The following is a 22,322-nucleotide window of genomic DNA, read 5'->3' on the forward strand; positions in this document are numbered from 1 at the left end:
CCGCAGGTGCAAGCGCCGCGACCAGTTAGGCGCGGCGTGACAGCAGCCGCCGCTTGGCAAGCGGCGCCCAGGCCCTGGGTTGGCCTGCGTCGAGACAATCGATGCGAAACCGCGGGCGTACCGCCTCCATCCAGTCGGCCTTGTAGCTCTGGTCGCCGGTGCCGAAGTCGACCAGCGTGACCCTGTCGATGTCGATAACGTGGGCGAACAACGCAGCGCTCAGGGTGGTTCCGGCCGAAAGCTGCTTGTGACTTTCGAGATGGGCGAGCTTGTGGATGTAAGCGACGCCGTTCTCGACCGTCCAGCATTGCGCCGCGACCGCGAGCCCCCTGGCGCGGGCGATGCCCAGCCGCAAGCGCCCGCCGGCGCCCTCGCTTTGCGCAAAGGCGCGCAGCATTTCGGGCTGATCCTCGGGCGGTTTCCAGCTAGCCGCGTAGATTGCCTCGTACTCCGCCCAGACGTCCGGATCGAAGTGTGTCAGCACTTGCGTCTCGACGTTCTTGGCCTTGCGCTTGAACGTGGTGCGCAAGCGGCCCGGACGACTGCCCCAGTACTCGGCAAAGCTGCGCCCGCCGACTTCCAGCACGTGGTTGGTGTCGCAGGCCTCGACGGCGACTTGCCATCCGGCCTGGCGGAAGGCGCGTTCCAGCCGCTCTGCCGATCCGTCCTCGCCGGGCACCGGTTCCAGCGTGACGCGGTGCCCACGGGTCTTCAGTTGCCGCGCGATGGCTTCAAGCAGCCGGTCGCCCGCTTCGCCGTCGGGCGCGAGCTGTCGCCAGGTGAAGCTGTACCAGTTACGCAGGGACGAAATTCGACCGTCCTGCTCTGTCAGGGCAAGCGCTGCGCAATCCTCTGCATCGCTTGCGATCGCGATCAGCGGGGTGAGCCCGGTCCCGGCGAGCAGCGCATACCATTCGGCGCGATCGAACGGGGCCGTGGCTGTGTGAGCAGACAGAGCTTGCAAGACGTTAACGCTATGGTGATACCGCGCTTCGATCACTGAAAGACTGCTCCGGTTCATGCTCTCCTCGCCCGATCCTGTCCCGCGTCCGCTTGACCACCTCGCCGAACTGGCGGTGGCCGAGGGATACGGAGAGGGCCGCGCGCTGGTGCTGCGGGACCGGACGCTTAACCACAATCAGTTAAGACAGCGTGTCGGACAGATGGCGATGTGGCTGCTGGACATGCTGCCCGAGCCCGGCGCACGGGTGGCAAGCTGGGCGGCCAAGGGCGAACTCAGCTGCCTCCTGCCGCTGGCGGCAGCGCGGGCCGGGCTGGTGCACGTGCCGATCAATCCCCTGCTCAAGCGCGCGCAGGTTGCGCATATTCTTGCCGACAGCGACGCAAGCCTGCTGATCGGAACGGGTTCGCGGCTCTCCAGTCTCGAACCGGGCGATCTGCCGGCTGGCTGCGGGGCGCTGGGCGAGGGCGAGGCTCTGCGGATGGCCGACCGGTTCGGCGCGCTGGGCCCATCGTGCATTGATCCGTCAGCACTGGCGGCGATCCTCTACACCTCCGGGTCGACCGGCAAGCCGAAGGGCGTGATGTTGAGCCATGCCAATATGTGGCTGGGCGCGGTCAGTGTGGCCCAATATCTCGGACTTGCCGACGACGATGTGACCCTGGCAGTGCTGCCGCTGTCTTTCGATTACGGGCAGAACCAACTGCTGAGCACATGGTATGCAGGCGGCTGCGTGGTGCCGCTTGACTTTCTGTTCCCCAAGGATGTTGCCAAGGCCTGTGCAAAACATGGTGTGACGACCCTCGCGGCGGTGCCCCCCTTGTGGGTGCAACTGACCGAGATCGACTGGCCTGAGGAGGCGCGCGCACCCTTGCGGCGGCTGACCAATAGCGGCGGGGCGCTGACGGTCGATCTGGTGCGCAAGCTCAGGGCTATGTTCCCGCAGGCGCGCCTTTTTCCGATGTACGGACTGACAGAGGCGTTCCGCTCGACCTACCTTGCTCCGGAACTGGTAGATTCGCATCCGACATCAATGGGTAAGGCGATACCCTTCGCAGAGATTCTCGTTGTCAATGAGGCCGGTGACGTTGCGGCGGACAACGAGGAAGGCGAGCTTGTCCATTGCGGACCGCTGGTAGCGCAGGGGTACTGGCAGGACCCGAAGCGCACCGCCGAGCGGTTCAGGCCCGCGCCTTCCGCTTCGGCCTATGGCGGAACAGCGGTATGGTCGGGCGACCGGGTGCGGCGCGATGCGGATGGCCTGCTCTACTTTGCCGGGCGGCGCGATGCGATGATCAAGAGCGCGGGCAACCGCATCAGCCCGCAGGAGATCGAGGACACCGCCATCGCCACCGGACTTGCGGCTGAAGCGGTGGCGCTCGGCGTGGCGGATGCACGCCTCGGTCAAGCGGTGCATCTGGTGGTTCGCGGTGATGCCGCAGGGCGCGAGGATTTGCCCCGGCTCCTCCAGCGCGAGCTTCCCAATTTCATGCAGCCGCAGCATATCCACTGGCGCGACGCCATGCCGCTGAACCCCAACGGCAAGATCGACCGCGCTGCCTTGCAGGCGCAGCTCAACAAGGAATTTGGCGAATGAAGCCCGTCGGTCCGATCCCTGCCGGTTATGAGAGCATTGGCGGCGAACTTGCGATCGGCGGCAAGCGCGCCAGCGAGTTGGTGGCAGAGGCCGGGCGCACGCCGCTATTCGTCTATTCGCGCGCGCACCTTGATGTCCGCGTCGCGCAGTTGCGTGCAGCGCTGCCGGCGCGGGTGGGGATCAATTATGCGGTCAAGGCCAACCCCCATCTGGCGGTGATTGGGCATTTGGCGGGGCTGGTCGACGGGTTCGACATCGCCTCGTCGGGAGAATTGGGGTTTTGCGTAGCTGTAGGGATCGACCCTGCGCGGATCAGTTTTGCCGGGCCGGGCAAGCGTGATGACGAACTCGAGGCCGCGATTGCAACAGGCGTGACGCTCAATTGCGAGAGCGAGGGCGAGGGACGCCGGGCCATTGCTATCGGTCAGCGTCTGGGCAGGGCACCGCGTATCGCTATCCGCGTCAATCCGAGCTTCGAGCTCAAGGGCTCGGGCATGAAAATGGGTGGCGGTGCCAAGCCTTTCGGTGTCGATGCCGACAAGGTGCCCGATCTCGCACGCTTCCTGATCGGCGAGGGGGCCGAGTGGCGGGGCTTGCACATCTTCACCGGAAGCCAGGCGCTGAGCACGGAAGCGATCATAGAAGCCCAGGCCAACGTCTTGGAACTGGCGGCAAATCTTACCGATGCGATCGGTCACGGATGCCCCAAGCTCAACATGGGCGGCGGTTTCGGCATCCCGTACTTCCCCGGAGACGAGCCGCTCGATCTGTCGCGCGTCGGCGCAGCGCTGGCCGAGCGGGTCGGTCATCTGCCTGCCTCACTGGCCAGCAGCGAACTGTGCCTTGAACTCGGCCGCTATCTGGTGGGCGAGGCGGGAGTCTACCTGTGCCGTGTGATTGACCGCAAGGAAAGCCACGGGGTCGTCTATCTCGTCACCGACGGCGGGCTGCATCATCAATTGGCCGCATCCGGCAATTTCGGCACCGTTGTCCGGCGCAATTATCCTTCCGCTATTGCAACACGTTACGAAGCAGAGCCGATAGAGGAGGTGAATATCGTCGGTTGCTTGTGCACACCGCTCGACCGACTCGCCGACAACGCGTTTATGCCACGCGCCGAGATCGGTGATCTTGTCGCCGTGTTCTGCGCCGGGGCCTATGGAGCAAGCGCTAGCCCGGCCGCCTTTCTGGGGCACGGTCCGGCGGCAGAACTCCTGGTCTGATCCGAAGCTCGCGAGGCTGGCGTTAACACCGCCCAAGCCACTGTCCCGTTCCGGGATGGGCGCTGAAATGTCGCTGTATAACTAACAATATGTTCACCATTTCGGGCGAGAAGCGACCGGCTTTCCGACGGTTGCGGATGGCAGGTCGCTCCTGCCGGTAATCCGCACTCCGCCGGAGGTGCATGCTGGCCAAGGATCCTCGTCAATGCCCTACTTTCCGCCTGTCGCCCGTTCATCTGCCCTCTGTCTTGCGCTGGTAGCGCTCGCGGGCTGTGCGGCTGGCGGGAAGGAACTGCCGCCTGCCGATTATTCTGCCGCTCCGATCGCGCCAAGCGAGGAATACACCATCGGCCCGCTGGACGAGATCACGATCCATGTCTGGCGCAACCCGGAACTTTCGGCCGACAAGGTGCGCGTCCGCCCCGACGGGCGGCTCACGATCCCGCTGGTGCAGGACATTCCGGCTGTGGGCAAGACCGCGACCGAGTTGCAGGACTACATTGCCGGAGAACTCGGAAAATATATCGAGCAGCCGATCGTTTCGGTGATCGTGAACACGCCCGAGGGCAACTTTACCCAGCAGGTGCGGATTATCGGTGCGACACCGCAGCCGGCGTCGCTGCCCTACCGTGCCAACATGACCGTGCTGGATGCGATGATTGCGGTCGGCGGCCTGGGCGAATTTGCTGCCGGCAACCGGGCCAAGCTGATCCGCCAGGACCGCGAGAGCGGGAAACAGGTCGAGTACCGTCTGCGGCTGTCCGACCTCATCCGGCGTGGCGATGCCAGCGCCAACGTCATGCTGAGCCCGGGTGATACGATCATCATCCCGGAAAGCCGGTTCTGAAGGAGCGCCCGCATTCATGAGCGAGATCTTCGACGAATTGCGCGCAGCGCTATGGTCGGTGTGGCACCGGCGCTGGATCGCGATCGCGGTCGCCTGGGGCGTGTGCCTGCTGGGCTGGCTGGTGATCGCGATGATCCCGAATGCCTACGAATCCAAGGCGCGGGTCTATGTCGATGTCGAGGATGTCCTGTCCAAGCAGCTCGGGATTGCAGGTGACGGCAGGGAAGAGATCATGCGCGTGCGCCAGACGCTATCGAGCGCCAAGAACCTCGAGAAGGTGATCACCTCGACCCGCTTGGGCGATAGCGTGACCGGACGCGGGGCGATGGATGCCATGATCGCCGAGCTCGAGAAGAAGGTGAAGGTGACGAGCGAGCAGGACAACCTGTTCGAGATCACCGCCGAGATCGGGCGCGGCGACCTGTCAGATGCCGAAAATGCGGTGCTGGCACGCGATGTCGTGCAGAAGCTGCTCGATATCCTGCGCGAGGAGCACGTTGCGGGTAACAAGGCGGGGATTTCTCAGGCGATTGCCGATCTCGAACGCCAGCTTGAAGGTCGCAAGCGCGAGCTTGAAGAGGCGGAACAGCGTCGTCTGGCTTTTGAAGCCCGATATCCTGATCTTGTCGGTGGCTCGGCGAGCCTTTCGAGCAAGGTCCAGCAGGCGCGTGCCGACCTGCGGGCGGTCGATGCCGACCTTGCCGCTGCCGAAAGCGCCTTGGCGGCGATTTCGGGGCAGCTTGCCAACACCCCGCGCACGATAATCGGCGGACGCGAGGCGACCGGGCCGAGGGCGGCCCTTCTGCAGGCGCAGACCCAGTTGGCGGAGCTGCGCGCGCGTGGGCTGACCGACAATCACCCTGACGTTGTTTCCACGACCAGACAGGTCGCTCTCCTGACCAAGCAGGCCGCTGCCGCAGGAGAGGATGCGGGGGGGACGCCCAATCCGGCCTACGCTTCGCTTTACGCCATTCGCACCGAGCGACAGGCAACAGTTGAGGCGCTGCAGGCGCGACGTGCCGCACTGCAGAGCGATTTCGCGGCGTTGATGGCCAGCCAAGCCTCTGAGCCCACGGTTGCAGCCGAGGCGAACCGCATCAGCCGCGATTACGATGTGCTGCGCGAAAACTATGAAAAGCTGCTGCAGGATCGCGAGGCGCTTCGCACGCGCGGGCAAGTCGAGGACAAGGCCAGCCAGTTCCGTTTCGACGTCATACAGGATCCCAGCGTGCCGCAGAAGCCGGCTGCACCCAATCGTCCGCTGCTGCTGCTCGGTGTGCTGATCGTGGGCTTCGGTGCCGGTGCGGCAGCGGCTTATGTTTTGGGGCAGCTCAAGTCGAGCTTCGCCACGCCGCAAAAGCTCGAGCACGCCTTCGATCTGCCGGTGATCGGATCGATCTCGCTGACCGTTTCGGATGCCGCCAGAGCGCTTGAAAAGAAGCGCTTCAAGCAGTTCGCCGGAGCCTGCGGCGGGCTCCTCGGGATCTTCGTCATCCTCGTCGCGATAGAGATTGTCGCGGTTGGAACAGTCGCGTGAGGGCAGAGGAAACCCAATGACCCACCAGCGCAGGATCGACCGCCAAGGAGCAAGGCCCGCCTCACTTTTCGAGCGTGCCGATGCGGCATTCGGGCTGGGCGCGGCGCGCACGCCGGTGCTGCCGGTTGCCCCTGTTCCGCCTGTTCCCGAGCCCAGGCTCCGCGTCTCTGCACCTGCCCTGCCGAAGCAGGCAGATAAAAGGGTGACGCAGCCTCAACCGGAACCGGCGGCTGGAGTCGAGCCTGCACCCGCGGTCAGCTTTTGCGGCCCCTTCGCCGCCATTGACCGCGAGCATCTGCGCGAAGCCGGGCTGATCGTTCCCGAAGACCCCGTGACGGGTCTTCTGGAGGAGTTTCGTATCGTCAAGCGCGAGCTACTCGCCGATGCCCGGACCGAGGACACCGCTCTTTCCCGCCGGATTCTCGTCTGCTCGCCCCATCCGGGGGAGGGCAAGACCTACTGTGCCACGAACCTTGCCATTGCACTGGCAGCCGAGCGCGATCTCGAGGTGCTGCTGGTCGATGCCGATGTGGTGAAGCCGACCGTGACCCAGCGTCTCGGGATCGAGGGTGAGCAAGGGCTGATGGATGCGCTGGCCGATCCGGCCATCGCGCCCGAGAGCCTCGTGATCCGGACCGATATCGAGGGCCTGTTCGTGCTGCCCGCAGGGACGCCGAGCGCGCGCGACGCCGAATATCTCGCCAGTGTGCGCACCGGAGAGGTGCTCGACCGGCTGACACAGGGCGCACCGACACGGATTGTGATCTTCGATACCCCGCCGGCGCTGGCAGCCTCTCCGGCCGCGGAACTCGCTGCTCATGTCGGACAGGCAGTGCTGGTTGCACGCGCCGACGAGACGGCCCGCGCGGCACTGGAAGATGCGCAGCAACTGCTGTCCGCCTGCGCCGACATCAAGCTGCTTCTCAATGCCGCGCGCTACAGCCCCTCCGGACGGCGCTTCGGCACTTATGGCAGCGGGGGGAAATGAGCATGCGATGGTCGCTCGCTGCCTTGCCGCTCATGCTCTCGAGCCTGTTGTTTACTGCGCCCGCGCTCGCGCAGGCGCAGCAGGGCGATGCCGGCGGCCTGCCCAATCAGGGCGGCAACCGTATCATCCAGCCTTACATCGAGGTCGGTCAGGTGATCTCGGCGGAGCTTTCGCCCGGCGATGACGTGCTGACCTTCACGCAGGTCGCGGTCGGGGTCGATCTCAACGTGCAGGGACGCAACAGCGGAGCGGCAGTCTCACTGCGCTATGAACGCAACATCGGTTACGGCGACAACAGCATCGATACCGACACCATTAGCGGCGTCGCGCGCGGTACGCTGGCGATCATTCCCAATACCCTCAGTTTCGAGGCGGGGGGTCTGGCCGCGCGCACCCGGGTCGACGCCGGGGGCGGCACAACGGCCAACCCGCTGGTGCGCGAGGATGCGGAGAGCCGCTTTTACAGCCTCTATGCCGGACCCAGCCTTAACACCCGCGTTGGCGAAGTGGACGTGCAGGGTGTGGGTCGGGTCGGCTACAACCGCTTCGAGAACGATGCACTGCTCGTCGATGCACAGGGACAACCGGTCGACGTGTTCGATGACAGCGTGACCTATCTCGGCCAGCTGCGCGCCGGTTTCCGTCCGGATACGCTGTTGCCGGTCGGTCTGGCGGTTACGGCGGGCGGTTTCCAGGAGGATATCGGCAATCTCGACCAGCGCGTGCGGGACCTGTTCGTGCGTGCCGACGTGACGGTGCCGGTCTCCCCCAGCCTCGCGCTGGTGGGCGGTGTGGGTTACGAGAACGTCGAGATTTCCAGCCGCGACGCGCTGCGTGATGCCAATGGCGATCCGGTGATTGGAAGCGATGGGCGTTTCGTCACTGACCCCGCCTCCCCGCGTGTCATTGCTTTCGATGTCGACGGATTGCTGTGGGATGTCGGAGTGATGTGGCGGCCGAGTTCGCGCACCTCGCTTGAGGCGCGCGTGGGCGAACGTTATGATTCAACGACCTATTACGGCACCTTCACATATACTCCGAGTCAGCGCAGCGCCTTTGCCTTGTCCGTCTATGACGGCGTGACCGGTTTCGGCGGGCTGCTCAACAATTCGCTTGCGGGACTGTCGAGCGACTTCGAGGCAATCCGCAATCCGGTCACCGGCGACTTCGGCGGGCTTGTGAACGGCAGCGAGGGCCAATCGGTGATCGGCGGGCTGGGCTCTGTGCGCTCCGCCGCTTTCCGCGGGCGCGGCGTGCGTGCCTCCTACCAGCGCATCATGGGCCGCACGACTGCCGCGCTCGGTGCAGGTTATGATCGTCGCACCTTCATCGCCGCGCCGGGCACGGTACTCGCTCCGCTCGATGGCCTGACCGACGAGAGTTATTACATCATCGCAGGCCTCACCCGCGATATCGGGCAGAGCGCCAATCTGACCACCAATGCCTATGTCAACTGGTTCGATGCAGCCGGCAACGGCGGCGACGTCACCGCGATGGGCGCATCGGCTGCCTATAATCACGCGATCACCCGCCGTCTGATCGGCCGGGCTGCGCTTGCGGTGGATTATTTCGACAGCGAATTCACGGCCCAGGACTTCGCCTTTGCGACGGCGCTTGTCGGCCTGCGGTACAACTTCTGACGGGGGAGCGAGACGCTCATGTATGAACAATATTACGGCTTCAGCGCCCGGCCTTTCCAGCTGACACCCGATCCGCATTTCTATTTCGAGAGCGCCAGCCACAAGAAAGCGATGAGCTATCTTGGATATGGTCTGGGACAGGCCGAGGGCTTCATTGTCATTACGGGCGAGGTGGGCGCGGGCAAGTCGACGCTGGTCGCCCACCTGATGCAGCGCATTGATCCGGCGGCGCTCACGGTCGCGCATGTCGTCACCAGCGCGCTCGACGGCGAGGAACTGGTGCATGTGGTCGCGCAGGCATTCGGGCTGGAGGTCGAAGGCCATGACAAGGCAGGCGCGTTGGGCACAATCGAACGATTCCTGCAGGACGAGGCCCGCGCGGGTCGACGCTGTCTGCTGGTGGTGGACGAGTGCCAGAACCTCGACATGGAAGCGCTGGAAGAACTGCGAATGTTGTCAAACTTCCAGCTTGGCTCGCATTCGTTGCTGCAAAGCCTGTTGCTCGGCCAGCCGGAGTTTCGGCGCATGCTGGCCCATCATCCGGGGCTGGAACAATTGCGCCAGCGCATCATAGCTTCGCACCATCTCGATGCACTCGACGAGGAAGAGGTCGCTGAATACGTCCGCCACCGGCTCGTGCAGGCGGGGTGGAGCGATCGTCCCGCCCTCGGCGAGGAGCTGCTGGAAGCCCTTTATCGCCACACTGACGGAATCCCGCGCCGGGTGAATCAGGTGATGAACCGCCTGCTGTTGCTCGGCGCGATCGAGGAGCGGGGCGAACTCACACTGGCGATGCTCGACGATGTCGTGACCGAAATGGCAGCCGACCAGACCCGCGGCGCGCGCGGGGCAGGCGACCTGCGCGAGGCGCCGTCCGTGCCGCATGAGCCTGATGCCACGTCCGGCATCAGCCTTCCGGCCGCAGAGGTTGCGGCGCTTCTGGCAAGCCGGGATGCGCGCACCGCCGAGCTCGAGGCAGCGATCAGCGAGCTTCAGACGGCCGGCATCGGCCACCGGCACGATGTGGAACAGGGGCTTTCTGCGGAGGAAACCCGGGGTGCCGAGGCACGCTTCGCCGCCGAACTTGAACGGATCGAGGCGCGGCTGGAAGAACAGGAGCAATCCTTCCGCCATGTTTTGACCATGCTGATCGAGTGGCTTGAGGAAGATCCGTCGCGCGAGGCTGCGTGACCATGAATGCTCCGTTTCCTGCAATTTCCGAAAGTGGCGCTACGGGGCTGGTCAACGGCCTCGGGGTCGACGTTGAGGACTGGTTCCAGGTCGGTGCCTTCGAGAATGTCATTGCCCGCGGTGAATGGGACGCGATCCGCACCAGGGTCGAGGACAATGTCTACCGCATCATAGATCTCTTCGCCGAAGCCGATGTTCGCGCCACATTCTTCACTCTGGGATGGGTCGCGAAACGGCACCCGCAAATGATCCGCCGGATCGCTGACGCAGGACATGAAATTGCCAGTCACGGCTATGACCATGCACGGGTCTTCACGCTCGATCGCAGAAGCTTTGCCGAGGATATCCGCAAGGCCCGCGAGATTATCGAGGATTGCTCGGGCACGCGCGTTATCGGCTATCGTGCGCCAAGCTTCTCGATCGATCTGCGCACCCCCTGGGCCTTCGCTGAGTTGGCCGAGCAGGGCTATGCCTATTCCTCGAGCGTCGCGCCGGTGGCGCATGATCATTATGGCTGGCCCGAAGCCCCGCGCTTTGCCTTCCGTCCGCTTCCCTGGTCGTCATTGATCGAACTGCCTGTGACAACCGCCATTCTCGGCGGACGCCGTGTGGCCGCGGGGGGAGGTGGCTTCTTCCGGGTGCTGCCCTATGGTTTTTCGCGCTGGGCGATCCGTCAGGTCAACCGCCGCGAAGGACGTCCGGCGGTGTTCTATTTCCATCCTTGGGAAATCGACCCCGACCAGCCACGCCTGCCCCACGCTCCGCTGCGCTCGCGCCTGCGCCACTATACCGGACTTGCGCGGATGGGAGGCAAGCTGAGGGAACTGGTGCACGAATTCCGCTGGGGTCGGATGGACCTTGTGGCTCACCGTGAGGCCGCCAGCGCCGGGGAATTGCCGAGCCTGCCGCCGCTCGACGAGGTTGCAGCATGAACGTGCCGGTGAAAGCCGGCCACCAGGTGCGCGCCCTCGACTTTCGCGATGCGTCGGATGTTCGCAGGATCGAGGGATTTGTCGCCGACCACAAGGCCGGACTGTTCCACCGTCCCGCATGGCTCAAGGCCGTGGAGGCGGGGACCGGCCAGCGCGCGGCCGGATTTCTCAGCGAGCGGCTCGGCGTGGTGACGGGCTGGCTTCCGCTCACCGAAGTCCGTTCCAGCTTGTTCGGCAAGGCGCTGGTCTCGAGCGGGTTCGGGGTGGGCGGAGGGATCCTGGCGGAGGCGACCGAGGCGGTGCGGGGTCTTGCCGCGATGGCCGAGCAATACGCGGCAGGCGGCGGATTTGGCTCCATCGAATTGCGCGGCGGACCGATCCCCGGTGATTGGGAGGTGTGGTCCGACCGGCATTGCGGCTTCGTGCGTCCGCTGGCGATGAGCGACGAGGCCGAACTCCACGCCATTCCGCGCAAGGCCCGGGCCGAAGTCCGGAAAGGGCTGGGGTTCGGGCACCGTGTCACCACGGGCCGCGGGCCGCGCGATCTCGCTGCGCATTACGCCTGCTACAGCGAAAGCGTGCGCAATCTCGGCACGCCTGTGTTCCCGCGCAGCCTGTTCGCATCAATGCTTGAAGCCTTTCCGGATTCGAGCGACATCCTCACCATATGGCAGGACGAGACCCCTTTTGCGAGCGTACTGAGCTTCTATCACGCGGGCGCGGTCATGCCGTTCTGGGGTGGCGGGACCTTTGCCGCGCGCGCCGCGCGCGCCAATGAACTGATGTATTATGAATTGATGCTCCACGCCCGCAAGGCAGGCATGACCCGCTTCGATTTCGGGCGTTCCAAGACCGGAAGCGGTCCCTATGCCTTCAAGAAGAATTGGGGCTTTGCGCCCGAACCGCTGACCTATGGCGCCTGGACGGTACCGGGCGCGGCGGCGCGCAATATCGATCCCACCGATGCGAGCTACGGCCGCAAGATTGCCTTGTGGAAGAAGCTTCCGCTGCCACTCGCCAACAGCATCGGTCCGTGGATCGCGCGCGGGCTTGCGTGATGGCGGACATCCTCTTCCTTGCCCACCGCGTTCCCTTCCCGCCCGACCGCGGCGACCGCATCCGTGCACACCACTTGCTGAAGGCCCTCGCACGGCTCGCGCCGGTTCATGTCGGCTGCTTTGCCGAAAGCGCGGCCGAGCGCACAGGCGAAGCGGCGCTTGCCGCGCTTGCCGCATCCCATTGTATCGCGCCGCGCACCAAGCCTCTGGCAGTGGCGGGCATCGAGGCGGTGCTTGCGGGCAAGCCTGTCAGTATTGCCGCCTTTCACAGCCGCGAGCTCGCCGCTTGGGTGCGCAAGGCCATCGCACAGCATGATATTGGCGCCATCTTCGTGTTTTCTGGCCAGATGGGGCAATATGTGCCGGACGACTTTGCGGGCCGCGTCATAATCGACCTGTGCGATGTCGATAGCGCGAAATTTGCGAGCTATGCCGCGAACGGCGAGCGGGCGTGGATCAATAGCCGCGAGGCGCGTCTGCTGGCGCTCGAAGAGGAAGGGCTGGGTCGCCGCGCCGATGCCACGCTACTGATCTCCCATGCCGAGGCAGCGCTTTACCGCAGCCGTCTGAGCGCGCCTGACGAGGTCAATGTGCAGGTCGTCGGCAACGGGATCGATGCCGATTACTTCGATCCTGCCATCTTCGTGCCAGAGCCGATGCTTGCTAGCTTGCCGGGCCCGCATTTCGTCTTCACCGGGCAGATGGATTACCGCCCGAACGAACAGGCAGCGCTCTGGGCGATCGAGAAGCTCGTGCCGCAATTGCGCCTGCGCTATCCCGGCGCGCTGCTGCATGTGGTCGGGCGCAATCCCACCACCCGGTTGATGGCGCAGCACGGCCTGCCCGGCGTGCAGGTGTGGGGCGAAGTGCCCGATGTGCGGCCCTTTCTGGCCGGGGCGGACGTGGTGATCGCACCGCTGCTGATTGCACGCGGGGTGCAGAACAAGGTGCTCGAGGCGATGGCCATGGCCCGCCCGGTGGTGCTGACCCCCGATGCGGCGACGGGCATCGCAGCGCAGGACGGGGTGCATTGGGTGACGAGCACGGCCGATCCGCAGGCCATGTGCGCGGTGCTCGAACCGCTGCTCGCCGATCCCGATGCCCGCCTGCGGATCGGGGCCGCGGCGCGCCGCTTCGTGCTGGATCATCATGGCTGGGATGCGGTGCTCGCAGCGCTGCCAGCTTTGGTCGGGATGGTTGCGAAGGGTGAGCGCGATGCCGCCTGAACCTGTTGCCATGCATGTGCCGCGTCTTGCGTTGCTTGCCAGGGTGCCTGGCGCTTGGCGTCAGACGCTGGTGGCGAGTGCGGCGGCGATCCTCGCGCTGATGCTGGCAACAGCGCGCGAATGGGGCGAGATGGCGCACCAGTGGTGGAACATCGACACCTATAACCACCTGCTGCTGGTGCCGTTCATCATCGCCTGGCTGGCGCTGGCCAAGGCGGACGAGCTGGCGCGCATCGCACCGCGTCCCTTCCTGCCGGGCGTGCTGCTGGTCGCCGCTGCGCTGGGCCTGTGGTGGGCCGGGCGTGCGAGCGGGATCAACCTCTTCGCCCATGCAGGAGCAGTTGCGGCCGTACAGGCGGCACTTGTTACTGTGCTGGGCCTGCGGGCCGCGCTGCTGCTGGCCTTGCCTGTCGCGATGGGCGCGTTTTTGGTGCCTTTCGGCGACGAAATTATCCCGCCGCTGCAATTCATAACCGCCGACATCGCGATTGCCCTGACCCGCTGGAGCGGCGTGCCCACCAGCATTGACGGCATTCATATCTCCACCCCCGCCGGCCTGTTCATCGTTGCCGAGGCCTGTTCGGGCGTGAAGTTCCTGATCGCAATGGTGACCCTTGGCGTGCTGGTGTGTTTCGCGCGGTTCTCTCGCTGGAGCCGCCGAGCGCTGTTCCTTGCCGCTTGCATCGTCGTTCCGATCCTCGCCAACGGGGTGCGCGCATGGGCGACGATCTATGTCGCGCAAACGATCGGTGCCGAGGCCGCAACCGGGTTTGACCACATTGTTTATGGCTGGATCTTCTTCGCCATCGTGGTCGCGATGGTGCTGGGCGGTGCGTGGCGCTTCTTCGAGCGCCAGCCGGAGGATCATGGCTGGACGGCCGAGGCGTTGGCAGGCTGGGTCTGGCTTGCCCGCTTTGAAAAACACCCTATCTCGCCCGCCGCGGCAGCATTGCCGATCGCAGCCCTGGCCGTGATTGCCGCTTCGGCATCCTTGCTATAGGCCCGCGCCGATATGTGCGGGATTGCCGGGATCTTCCATGCCGAAACCCCCAAGCCGGTCGATCCCTTGCGGGTCGAGCGAATGTGTGACGCGCTGGCGCATCGCGGGCCTGACGGGGCGGGCGTGTGGACCGATCATGGCGTCGGCCTTGGCCACCGTCGCCTCTCGATTATCGATCTTGCCGGATCGCCGCAGCCCATGCATTCGCCAGACGGGAAGGCGGTCATCGTCTTCAATGGCGAGATCTACAATTTTCGCGAACTGCGCCGCGAGCTTGAGCATGCGGGCTCCACCTTCCGGACCAGCGGTGACACCGAGGTCATTCTGGCAGCATGGCAGAAATGGGGACCAGACTGCGTCGAACGCCTCGACGGGATGTTCGCCTTTGCAGTTTTCGACCGGGACAAGCGCCAGCTTTTCCTTGCGCGCGACCGCTTCGGGGTGAAGCCGCTGTTTCTCGCGCAGCTTTCGGACGGCAGCATCGCCTTCGCCTCCGAGCTGAAGGGTTTGCTCGCACATCCGCTGCTGCGCCGCCGTGTGGACCCGCATGCGATCGAGGCCTATATGGCCTGGGGTTATGTCCCTGACACCCACGCCATGCTGGCCGGTGTGGAGAAGCTTCCCGCCGGGCATTTCTGGCTGCTGGAGCAGGGCAAGGCGCCCGGTCGTCCGCAACGCTGGTGGGACATCGATTTCACCCAGCGCGAGCGGGGAAGCGAGGCGGACCTGTCTGCCCAGCTCGTCCATCTGCTTCGCGAGAGTGTGCGCTCGAGGATGGTCGCCGATGTGCCGCTTGGGGCGTTCCTGTCGGGCGGGGTCGACAGCTCCTGCGTCGTGGCGCTGATGAGCGAGGCGTCGAGCCAGCCGGTCCAGACCTGTTCGATCGGCTTCGATGTAGCTGCCTATGACGAGACTTCCTACGCCCGTCAGGTCGCTGCGAAGTTCGGTGCCGATCATGCCGAACAGGTGGTGGCGACCGATGATTTTGCCGCCATCGACCAGCTTGCCGCGATGTTCGACGAGCCCTTCGCCGATGCCTCGGCGCTGCCCACCTGGCGGGTGTGCCAGCTGGCGCGCGAGCGGGTGACTGTGGCTCTCTCGGGTGACGGGGCCGACGAGGCTTTCGCCGGATACCGCCGGCAGGTCTTCCACCATCACGAGGAACGCGCACGCTCGGTGCTGCCTGCGGGCCTTCGCGTCCCACTATTCGGCGCGCTGGGTCGCGCATGGCCCAAGGCCGATTGGGCCCCGCGTCCCTTGCGCGCCAAGGCCACATTGCTGGCATTGGCCGAGAGCGGGGAGCATGGCTATGCGCGCGGCCTGTCCGTGACGCTGCCCGATGCGCGCCGGGCGCTCTATTCAGACAGCTTTGCCGCCAGTCTCGACGGCTTCCGTGCCGAGGACGAGCTGATCGCGCTGATGCGTTCTGCGCCGGGCCGTTCGGGCCTCGACCGGGCGCAATATGCCGATCTTATGTTCTGGATGCCGGGCGACATCCTGACCAAGGTCGACCGCACCAGCATGGCGGTGAGCCTCGAAGCGCGCGAGCCGCTGCTCGATCACCGTCTGGTGGGGTTCGCCGCGCGGCTGCCAGAGCGAATGCGGGTGCGGGGGGGGACCGGCAAATACCTGCTCAAGAAGTCGCTGGAACGCTATCTGCCCCGCGACATCCTCTACCGTCCCAAACAGGGCTTCGTGACCCCCATTGCCGAGTGGCTGCGCGGCCCGCTGGCGGGCGCGGCGCGGGGGATCGCCACTGGCGGGCTGGCGCAGACTGGGTTTTTTCGGTCGCAAGCCATAGCCGCGCTAGCCGAAGCGCATATTGCGGGCCGTGCGGACCATTCGCGCACGCTCTGGCAATTGCTCATGCTGGAGAAGTCGCTCTCGCGGCTGGAGGTGAACGGCTAGCCTTCGGTTCCGTGGCCGAGCGCCATATAGGCGTCTGATTGCATCTCGTTCAGGCGGCTCACCGTGCGCTCGAATTCGAACGCGCCGTCGCCTGCCTGATAGAGTTCTTCCGGTAGCGCAGCGGCGGTGACGAAGAGCTTCACGCGATGTTCGTACAGCGCGTCGATCAGCTTGGTGAAGCGGATCGCCTCGTTGCGGTTTTCCGGTCCCATCTTCGGAATGCCGACCAGAATGACGGTGTGATAGGCCTGCGCAATCGCGAGGTAGTCCGCCGCCCCGCGATTGGCGCCGCACAGTTTCTTGAAACTGAACACGCCCACGCCCTTGAGGCTCTTGGGCACGTGGAGCGTGCGCCCGCCGCCCAGATCAAGCTCGCTGCTCGGCACGTGGGCGGCATCGTCGGGGTCGAAATCGGTCAGGCGGAAGAACGCCTCGCGCACTTGCGCCGTCGCGGCATCGCCGATCGGGGCGTGCCACATCGCAAGCCCGCCGATGCGGTCGAGCCGATAATCGGTCGGGCCGTTCAAGCTCAGCACATCCATCCGCGCCTCGACCAGATCGATGAAGGGCAGGAACAGCGAGCGGTTGAGCCCGTCCTTGTAGAGGTCTCGAGGTGGCCGGTTGGAGGTGGTGACGATCACTGTCCCGCTCTCCATCAGCGCGGTGAAAAAGCGGCCCATGATCGCGGCGTCAGCGGTGTTGGTGACCACCATTTCGTCAAAGGCGAGGCAGCGGACCTCTCCTGCAAGCTGGAGCGCGACCGCGATCAGCGGATCCTTGACCTGCGCCTTGCGGGCCTCGGCGATGCGGCGGTCGATGTCGAGCATGAAGGCGTGGAAGTGGACGCGGCGCTTCTTCTCGATCCCGAGCGTCTCGACGAACAAGTCCATCAGCATCGATTTGCCGCGCCCGACGCCGCCCCACAGGTACACGCCGCGCGGGTCGGGGGTGGCGGAGGCGGTGCCGGTCAGCCGGGCGAACAGACCGCGCTTCACGGGCGGCGCTTCAAGCTCGCGCTGCAACCGGTCGAGCCGTTCGGCTGCTGCGCGCTGGTCTGCATCGGCGCGCAGTTCGCCGCTGGCGATCAGCGCGTCATAGCGGGCGAGCAGGCCAGCCACACCTGCCTCAGCCGCGCGGCATCATCTTGCGCACGATGCCCGAGAAGCTGGCTACGGTGTCCTCGTCCTGCACCACCAGACCGCGCACGAAGACGAGCTTGCCGGTTTCCCGCACGATCTCGGTAACGGCATCGAGCGGACGGCGCGGGTCACCCCCGCCAACGAACTGGGTGGAGAGTTCCAGCGTCACCGAAGGGCCGGCATTGCCGGTACCGATCGTATGCATGGTAACGAACAGCGAGATGTCTATCAGGCTCAGCGTCACCGCACCGTGGATCACGCCCTGCAGGTTTTCGTGGCGCCGCTCGGGGAACATCCTGAGGCGTGCCTTTCCGTCGCGATCCATCCGCGTGATGAGCTTGCCCATCACGGCACCGTTGAACAGCGTCGGGTCCTTAAGGTTCCAGTGGTTCCAGCCCGGATTGTCCGGGTCCGGCCCGTGTTCGAAAACGTCGTCCTTGAGCGCCACCTTCGTCAGATGGCCCGTTCGGCCATCATCTTCTTGGTCTCGGCGATCGCCTTGGCCGGGCTGAGCCCCTTGGGACACACGTTCGCGCAGTTCATGATAGTGTGGCAGCGGTAGAGGCGGAAGGGGTCTTCCAGATCATCCAGACGCTCGCCGGTCATCTCGTCGCGGCTGTCGGCCAGCCAGCGATAGGCTTGCAGCAGGATCGCCGGGCCGAGGAACTTGTCGGAGTTCCACCAATAGGACGGGCACGAGGTCGAGCAGCAGGCGCACAGGATGCACTCGTACAGGCCGTCGAGCTTCTCGCGCTGTTCGGGCGACTGGAGGCGCTCCTTGCCAGAGGGCGTCGGGCTGACGGTCTGCAGCCACGGACGGATGCTCGCATACTGGGCATAGAAGTGCGTGAAGTCGGGAACGAGATCCTTGATCACGTCCATGTGGGGAAGGGGCGTAATGCGGATTTCGCCCTTCAGATCCTCGATCGCGGTGGTGCAGGCTAGGCCGTTCTTGCCGTTCATGTTCATCGAGCACGAACCGCAGATGCCCTCGCGGCAGGAACGGCGGAAGGTCAGGGTCGGGTCGATCTCGTTCTTGATCTTGAACAGCGCGTCGAGAACCATCGGGCCGCATTCGTCGAGATTGATCTCGAACTTGTCATAGCGCGGGTTCTGGCCGCTGTCGGGATCATAGCGGTAGATCTTGAACGACTTCACGCGGCCCCCGTCTGCCTTGTGCATCTTGCCGTTGGCACTGATCCTGGAATTCTTGGGGAGAGTGAAGGTCGCCATTGATTAATCCCGTTTTGATTTGCACCCTATCTAGCGGCATTGTCCGGTCACGCAAGCGGGCGCAGGTTGCAGGATTTCGTACAGCGGTTGAATGCCTCTCACGCGCCGGAACCATAGAGCGCTCGAGGCGCTTCAGGTGCCATGGAAGAATCAACAATCTGGCCGCGCAGTGCGGCCGTATTCGGAGCCTCTGGGGCGATTGGCCACGCGCTGTGCGAAGGGCTGGCGGCGCGCGGCTGCCCACTGGTTCACACAGGATCGCGCAGCGGGGCAGGGCTGGCCGGCGCCCAGTTTCGCCCTTTCGCCTTCGACCTGACAAACGAGAACACCATCGCCGCCGCCGCCGAGGCCATGCGCGCTGAACCGCCCGAGTGGGTGATCCTTGCCACGGGCGTGTTGACCCTGGCCGACGGCACGGGGCCCGAGCGGACCTACAAGCGGCTCGACGGACAGGCCATGACCGACGTCTTTGCACTCAATACCATCGGGCCTGCGCTGATTGCCAAGCACATGCTGGCGCTGATGCCGCGCGACCGGCGCTTCGTCTTCGCCGCGCTTTCGGCCCGCGTGGGGTCGATATCGGACAACCGGCTTGGCGGGTGGCATTCCTATCGCGCCAGCAAGGCGGCGCTCAACATGCTGCTGAAGAATTTCGCGCTGGAAATGGCGCGTACCCATCCGCAAGGTGTGGTTGCGGGGCTGCATCCCGGGACGGTCGATTCAGGGCTTTCGCAGCCGTTCCAGTCGAACCTGCCGGAAGGGCAGCTGACCGCGCCGACAGTGGCGGCAGACAAGCTTCTTGGCGTGCTGGCACGGCTCGGCCCTCAGGATTCGGGCAAGGTGTTCGATTTTCGCGGAGACCAGATTCCGGCCTAGTCGAAAATGCCGACAGCAAGCTCGGCCCAGATCAGCAGGAAGGCCAGGAGCGTTAGTCCGATCGTCGCTGCGCGCAGTAGTCGCGTTGTCCGCCATCGCAGCACCCCGTCGATGCCGAGGCCGAGCAGCGCCAGTAATCCGCCCGCGACGAGGAAATCGCCCGGCCCCCAGTTGACCTCGCCGGAGAACTGCATCGCCACCGCGGGAAGCGCCAGGATCATCGCCACCATAGCGGCAAAAAGGAGGCGGAAAGTCCGATTGCCGGCGGGCGAGGATAGGCTGGTTTCGTTCATGGTCGTTTCTCCGGACGGGATGCTAGCCCAGAAGCCCGTGGCGAGAAAGGCTCTCGGCCAGCAGCGTCTCGATCAGCTCGGGATGGGACCAGCCCGCCAGTGCCGCGGCGCGCCCGAACACCTTCTGCGACCACAGGTTGCAGTTGAGGTTGAGTTCGAGGAAGGTGATGTCACCGGTTTCCTCGTTCACCCGGAATTCCCAGCGGCCGTAATCGAACGGCCGGTATTCCTGCATCGCGGCCTTGGTGTACTCGGTGATCTTCGCGATCATCTCGGGGTTCTCGAAGGGATCGAGCGAATACTTCTGGCTGCGGTCCACCAGATCGCGCTTTTCCTGGTAGGTGCGCAGATGCGACGGGTCTGCCTGGCGGAAGATCATCATCGGCAGGATCACCGGCTCGCCATTGATCGTCACCACCGGCACCTCGACATCGCTGCCGTCGATGAAGGGTTCGACCAGCGCGTCATGCCCCAGTTCGTGCACGCCGTGGATCGCCTTCTCGACGCTTGCCCAGTCGGTCGCGTCCATCACGCCCCAGCTTGCCGAGGAGTTGTTGGGCTTGACCACGAAGCGGCTGCCTGCGGGGCATTTGGCCGGATCGATCGGCGCGCCGCGGCGGTAGATCGCCCAGGGAGCGGTCGGCACGCCGGCATCGCGCACCGCGCGCTTGGCGAGGTGCTTGTCGTCCGACAGTCCGCGCAGGATCGGGCTTGCGCCCAGATAGGGAATGCCGGCGCGCTCGCACAGCAGCGGGCAGAGCATTTCCGAGTTGAAGAAGCCCGCACGGTTGAGCAGCGGGAAGACGAAATCGACATCGGGCTTGTCGAACAGCACCTCGAAGCGGTTTTCCACGCGCAGGTTGAGGCCAAGGCCCTTGAGTACCTCGCGCATTTCCACGTGATAGGTTGCGTGGTTGCCATCCTCGGCGCTACCGGTGCCGTCCCACAGCGCGTTCTTGGCGATGAACATGATCTTGAGGCGCTGCTTGGCGTCCTCGGGAATGCGGAGCGGGGAGGGGTAGCTGGACATGGACGTGAGGCCTCTTCACGGGAAGGCGCGCATTTAGTGCGCAGGGGTCAGGTGCGCCAGATGCATTTTGCGGTTTTATTGGGACAGCGCATTCTCTAGAGCCGCGCCGCAACCCCGCTGACTGATCGCGAAAGGCGTGACCTTGCCCCCTCTGAACCGCCCGCCCGCCGGGTTTGACGTTTCCGGTGACGCCCTCGCGCTGATCGCGGCGCTGGCCTCGGGTGGCGATGCGCGGATCACGCTGGCGCAGGATACGGGCCTCAACCGCTACCTTTCCGCGCCGCACCCGCGCGATGTGCTGGCTTATTCCTCCTCGACCGTGAGCGACATTTCCGCCGATGCCTTCGCGCATCTGCTGGGAAGCGGCGGCGTGCGCGGGCAGGAGCCCTACGCGGCGCGCCTCGAAGCCCTGCGCGCCCGGATCCGCGCAGCCTATGGCATTGGCGCCGATACCGAAATCGTCTTAGCGCCGTCTGGCACCGATCTCGAATATGTCGCGCTCGCACTGGCGATGGGCAGGCGCGAGGCGGGCATCCACAATGTGCTGCTGGGCGCGGACGAGACGGGCTCGGGCTGCATCCATTCGGCGCACGGACGGTTTTTCGCGAATGAAACCGCGCTGGTTGGCGGCGTTGCCGCGGGCGAGCCGGTGGCGGGCATGGGCGCGATCACGCTGGTCGACGTGCCGGTGCGCTGTCCGGACGGCGTGGCCCGCACCAGCGCCGAGATCGCCGCTGGCATGGCCCAGGAGATCGCGGCGGCACAGGCTGACGGCAAGCATAGCGTGGTGCACTGCGTCCACGGCTCCAAGACCGGGCTGGTGCTGCCTGCGCTAGCCGATCTCGATGCGCTTCTGGCCGAATTCGGCCAGGATGCGACCTTCGTGGTCGATGCCTGTCAGGCGCGCATCACCAGCGCGGCGATCGCCGACTATCTCGAACGAGGGGTGATCGTGCTGATGACCGGATCGAAATTCGTCGGCGCGCCGCCGTTCAATGGCTGGGCGCTGGTGCCGGCCGAGCTCGCCCGTCGCGCCGCGCCGCTGCCGCACGGCTTTGCGCAGATATTCCGCCGCGCCGAGTGGCCGGCCGCCTGGCCCGGGGCCGAGGCGCTCGAAGACAGCGCCAATCCCTCGCTCGCATTGCGGCTCGAGGCGGCGCTGTTCGAGATCGAACGCTTTCAGGCGATCCCCATGGCGCGCATCGAGGCGATGATTGCCGCCTTCGAGACGGCCTTGCGCGACAGGCTGCTGGCGCCGCTCGGCCTCAAGCGCGTGACGCCGGGCAGCGGGGACGAGGGCGACAGTCCGATCGAGATGCGCACGCTCGCGACGCTGGATCTGACGGCCATGCCCGGCCTTGCGACCTTCGACGAGGCGCAGGCCGCGCACAAGGCGCTGGCGCTGGACGGCATCCGGCTCGGCCAGCCGGTCAAATGCGTGCGGGTAGAGCAGGGTTGGGGCGGCACCATGCGGGTCGGCCTGGCGATGCCGCAGATTGCGCGCTGGAATGGCCTGTCCCCCGAGGCGCTCGCGGCAGAAATCGCTACCGACATGACCCGCATCGCCGAAGGACTGGCGGCGGCGGCACAGCGCCAGATCGTCTGAACCCGCTTCCCCTGACCGCGTTTCGGGTTACAACAGC

At 65.2% G+C, this 22,322-nt stretch carries 20 protein-coding genes; 14 read left to right on the forward strand and 6 right to left on the reverse strand.

Annotation, left to right across the window (positions count from 1 at the left end):
- Window positions 1-25 precede the first annotated feature (25 nt).
- A complete protein-coding gene (locus tag I603_RS02950; protein WP_068862286.1) occupies window positions 26-1,021 on the reverse strand; it encodes a GNAT family N-acetyltransferase in 996 nt (331 codons plus the stop codon).
- Here I603_RS02950 and I603_RS02955 point away from each other — a divergent pair.
- From I603_RS02955 to I603_RS03010, 12 genes are all read left to right on the forward strand, one after another.
- Complete coding sequence (locus I603_RS02955; RefSeq protein ID WP_084439793.1) at window positions 1,020-2,558, forward strand: AMP-binding protein; 1,539 nt, start codon at window positions 1,020-1,022, stop codon at window positions 2,556-2,558. The genes I603_RS02950 and I603_RS02955 overlap by 2 nt on opposite strands.
- Entirely contained in the window at window positions 2,555-3,781 is a 1,227-nt protein-coding gene (locus I603_RS02960) for a pyridoxal-dependent decarboxylase, exosortase A system-associated (RefSeq protein WP_068862287.1), read from the forward strand. Before I603_RS02955 ends, I603_RS02960 begins: the two co-directional genes overlap by 4 nt.
- 205 nt (window positions 3,782-3,986) lie before the next feature.
- On the forward strand, window positions 3,987-4,628 hold the full coding sequence (locus I603_RS02965; RefSeq protein WP_068862288.1) for an XrtA/PEP-CTERM system exopolysaccharide export protein: 642 nt from the start codon (window positions 3,987-3,989) through the stop codon (window positions 4,626-4,628).
- A gap of 16 nt (window positions 4,629-4,644) precedes the next feature.
- Complete coding sequence (locus I603_RS02970; protein ID WP_068862289.1) at window positions 4,645-6,165, forward strand: XrtA system polysaccharide chain length determinant; 1,521 nt, start codon at window positions 4,645-4,647, stop codon at window positions 6,163-6,165.
- Between the two features lie 16 nt (window positions 6,166-6,181).
- Window positions 6,182-7,153, forward strand: coding sequence for an AAA family ATPase (locus I603_RS02975; protein ID WP_068862290.1), 972 nt, complete (start codon window positions 6,182-6,184; stop codon window positions 7,151-7,153).
- A gap of 2 nt (window positions 7,154-7,155) precedes the next feature.
- Window positions 7,156-8,793, forward strand: a complete 1,638-nt coding sequence (locus I603_RS02980; RefSeq protein WP_232305228.1) for a preprotein translocase subunit YajC — start codon at window positions 7,156-7,158, stop codon at window positions 8,791-8,793.
- 18 nt (window positions 8,794-8,811) lie between these two features.
- The gene (locus I603_RS02985; RefSeq protein WP_068862292.1) at window positions 8,812-9,984 is read left to right on the forward strand and encodes an XrtA/PEP-CTERM system-associated ATPase; all 1,173 of its coding nucleotides are present in this window, start codon (window positions 8,812-8,814) and stop codon (window positions 9,982-9,984) included.
- Window positions 9,985-9,986: 2 nt separating this feature from the next.
- Window positions 9,987-10,916, forward strand: a complete 930-nt coding sequence (locus I603_RS02990) for an XrtA system polysaccharide deacetylase (protein WP_068862293.1) — start codon at window positions 9,987-9,989, stop codon at window positions 10,914-10,916.
- Window positions 10,913-11,974, forward strand: a complete 1,062-nt coding sequence (locus I603_RS02995; RefSeq protein WP_068862294.1) for a FemAB family XrtA/PEP-CTERM system-associated protein — start codon at window positions 10,913-10,915, stop codon at window positions 11,972-11,974. Before I603_RS02990 ends, I603_RS02995 begins: the two co-directional genes overlap by 4 nt.
- The gene (locus I603_RS03000) at window positions 11,974-13,200 is read left to right on the forward strand and encodes a TIGR03087 family PEP-CTERM/XrtA system glycosyltransferase (RefSeq protein ID WP_068862295.1); all 1,227 of its coding nucleotides are present in this window, start codon (window positions 11,974-11,976) and stop codon (window positions 13,198-13,200) included. The genes I603_RS02995 and I603_RS03000 overlap by 1 nt, the downstream gene beginning before the upstream one ends.
- Window positions 13,190-14,200 carry an exosortase A gene (xrtA, locus tag I603_RS03005; protein ID WP_068862296.1) on the forward strand — a complete coding sequence of 337 codons (1,011 nt, stop codon included), beginning with the start codon at window positions 13,190-13,192 and terminating at the stop codon, window positions 14,198-14,200. The genes I603_RS03000 and xrtA overlap by 11 nt, the downstream gene beginning before the upstream one ends.
- Window positions 14,201-14,212: 12 nt before the next feature.
- Entirely contained in the window at window positions 14,213-16,108 is a 1,896-nt protein-coding gene (locus I603_RS03010) for an XrtA/PEP-CTERM system amidotransferase (protein WP_068862297.1), read from the forward strand.
- Here the strand turns inward: I603_RS03010 and zapE are convergent.
- The 3 genes from zapE to I603_RS03025 are packed head-to-tail and all read right to left on the reverse strand — an operon-like array spanning window position 16,105 to window position 18,480.
- Complete coding sequence (zapE, locus tag I603_RS03015; RefSeq protein WP_068862298.1) at window positions 16,105-17,226, reverse strand: cell division protein ZapE; 1,122 nt, start codon at window positions 17,224-17,226, stop codon at window positions 16,105-16,107. The genes I603_RS03010 and zapE overlap by 4 nt on opposite strands.
- A 7-nt stretch (window positions 17,227-17,233) precedes the next feature.
- Window positions 17,234-17,695: a PaaI family thioesterase gene (locus I603_RS03020; RefSeq protein WP_068862299.1), complete on the reverse strand. Its 462-nt coding sequence runs from the start codon at window positions 17,693-17,695 to the stop codon at window positions 17,234-17,236.
- Between the two features lie 5 nt (window positions 17,696-17,700).
- On the reverse strand, window positions 17,701-18,480 hold the full coding sequence (locus tag I603_RS03025) for a succinate dehydrogenase iron-sulfur subunit (RefSeq protein ID WP_068862300.1): 780 nt from the start codon (window positions 18,478-18,480) through the stop codon (window positions 17,701-17,703).
- Between the two features lie 141 nt (window positions 18,481-18,621).
- Between I603_RS03025 and I603_RS03030 the strand changes: the two genes are divergently transcribed.
- Complete coding sequence (locus I603_RS03030; protein WP_068862301.1) at window positions 18,622-19,356, forward strand: SDR family NAD(P)-dependent oxidoreductase; 735 nt, start codon at window positions 18,622-18,624, stop codon at window positions 19,354-19,356.
- On the opposite strand, the gene I603_RS03035 is transcribed toward I603_RS03030, so the two are convergent.
- Window positions 19,353-19,649 (reverse strand): hypothetical protein, encoded by a 297-nt coding sequence (locus I603_RS03035; RefSeq protein ID WP_068862302.1) that lies wholly within the window; start codon window positions 19,647-19,649, stop codon window positions 19,353-19,355. The two genes, I603_RS03030 and I603_RS03035, sit on opposite strands and share 4 nt — an antisense overlap.
- A gap of 22 nt (window positions 19,650-19,671) precedes the next feature.
- Entirely contained in the window at window positions 19,672-20,679 is a 1,008-nt protein-coding gene (locus tag I603_RS03040) for a D-alanine--D-alanine ligase family protein (RefSeq protein ID WP_068862303.1), read from the reverse strand.
- Between the two features lie 136 nt (window positions 20,680-20,815).
- On the opposite strand from I603_RS03040, the gene I603_RS03045 reads away from it, so the two are divergent.
- The gene (locus I603_RS03045) at window positions 20,816-22,285 is read left to right on the forward strand and encodes a hypothetical protein (RefSeq protein WP_068862304.1); all 1,470 of its coding nucleotides are present in this window, start codon (window positions 20,816-20,818) and stop codon (window positions 22,283-22,285) included.
- Window positions 22,286-22,322 lie beyond the last annotated feature (37 nt).

The sequence above is a fragment of the Erythrobacter dokdonensis DSW-74 genome, assembly GCF_001677335.1.
GTDB classification, from domain to species: Bacteria; Pseudomonadota; Alphaproteobacteria; order Sphingomonadales; family Sphingomonadaceae; genus Erythrobacter; species Erythrobacter dokdonensis.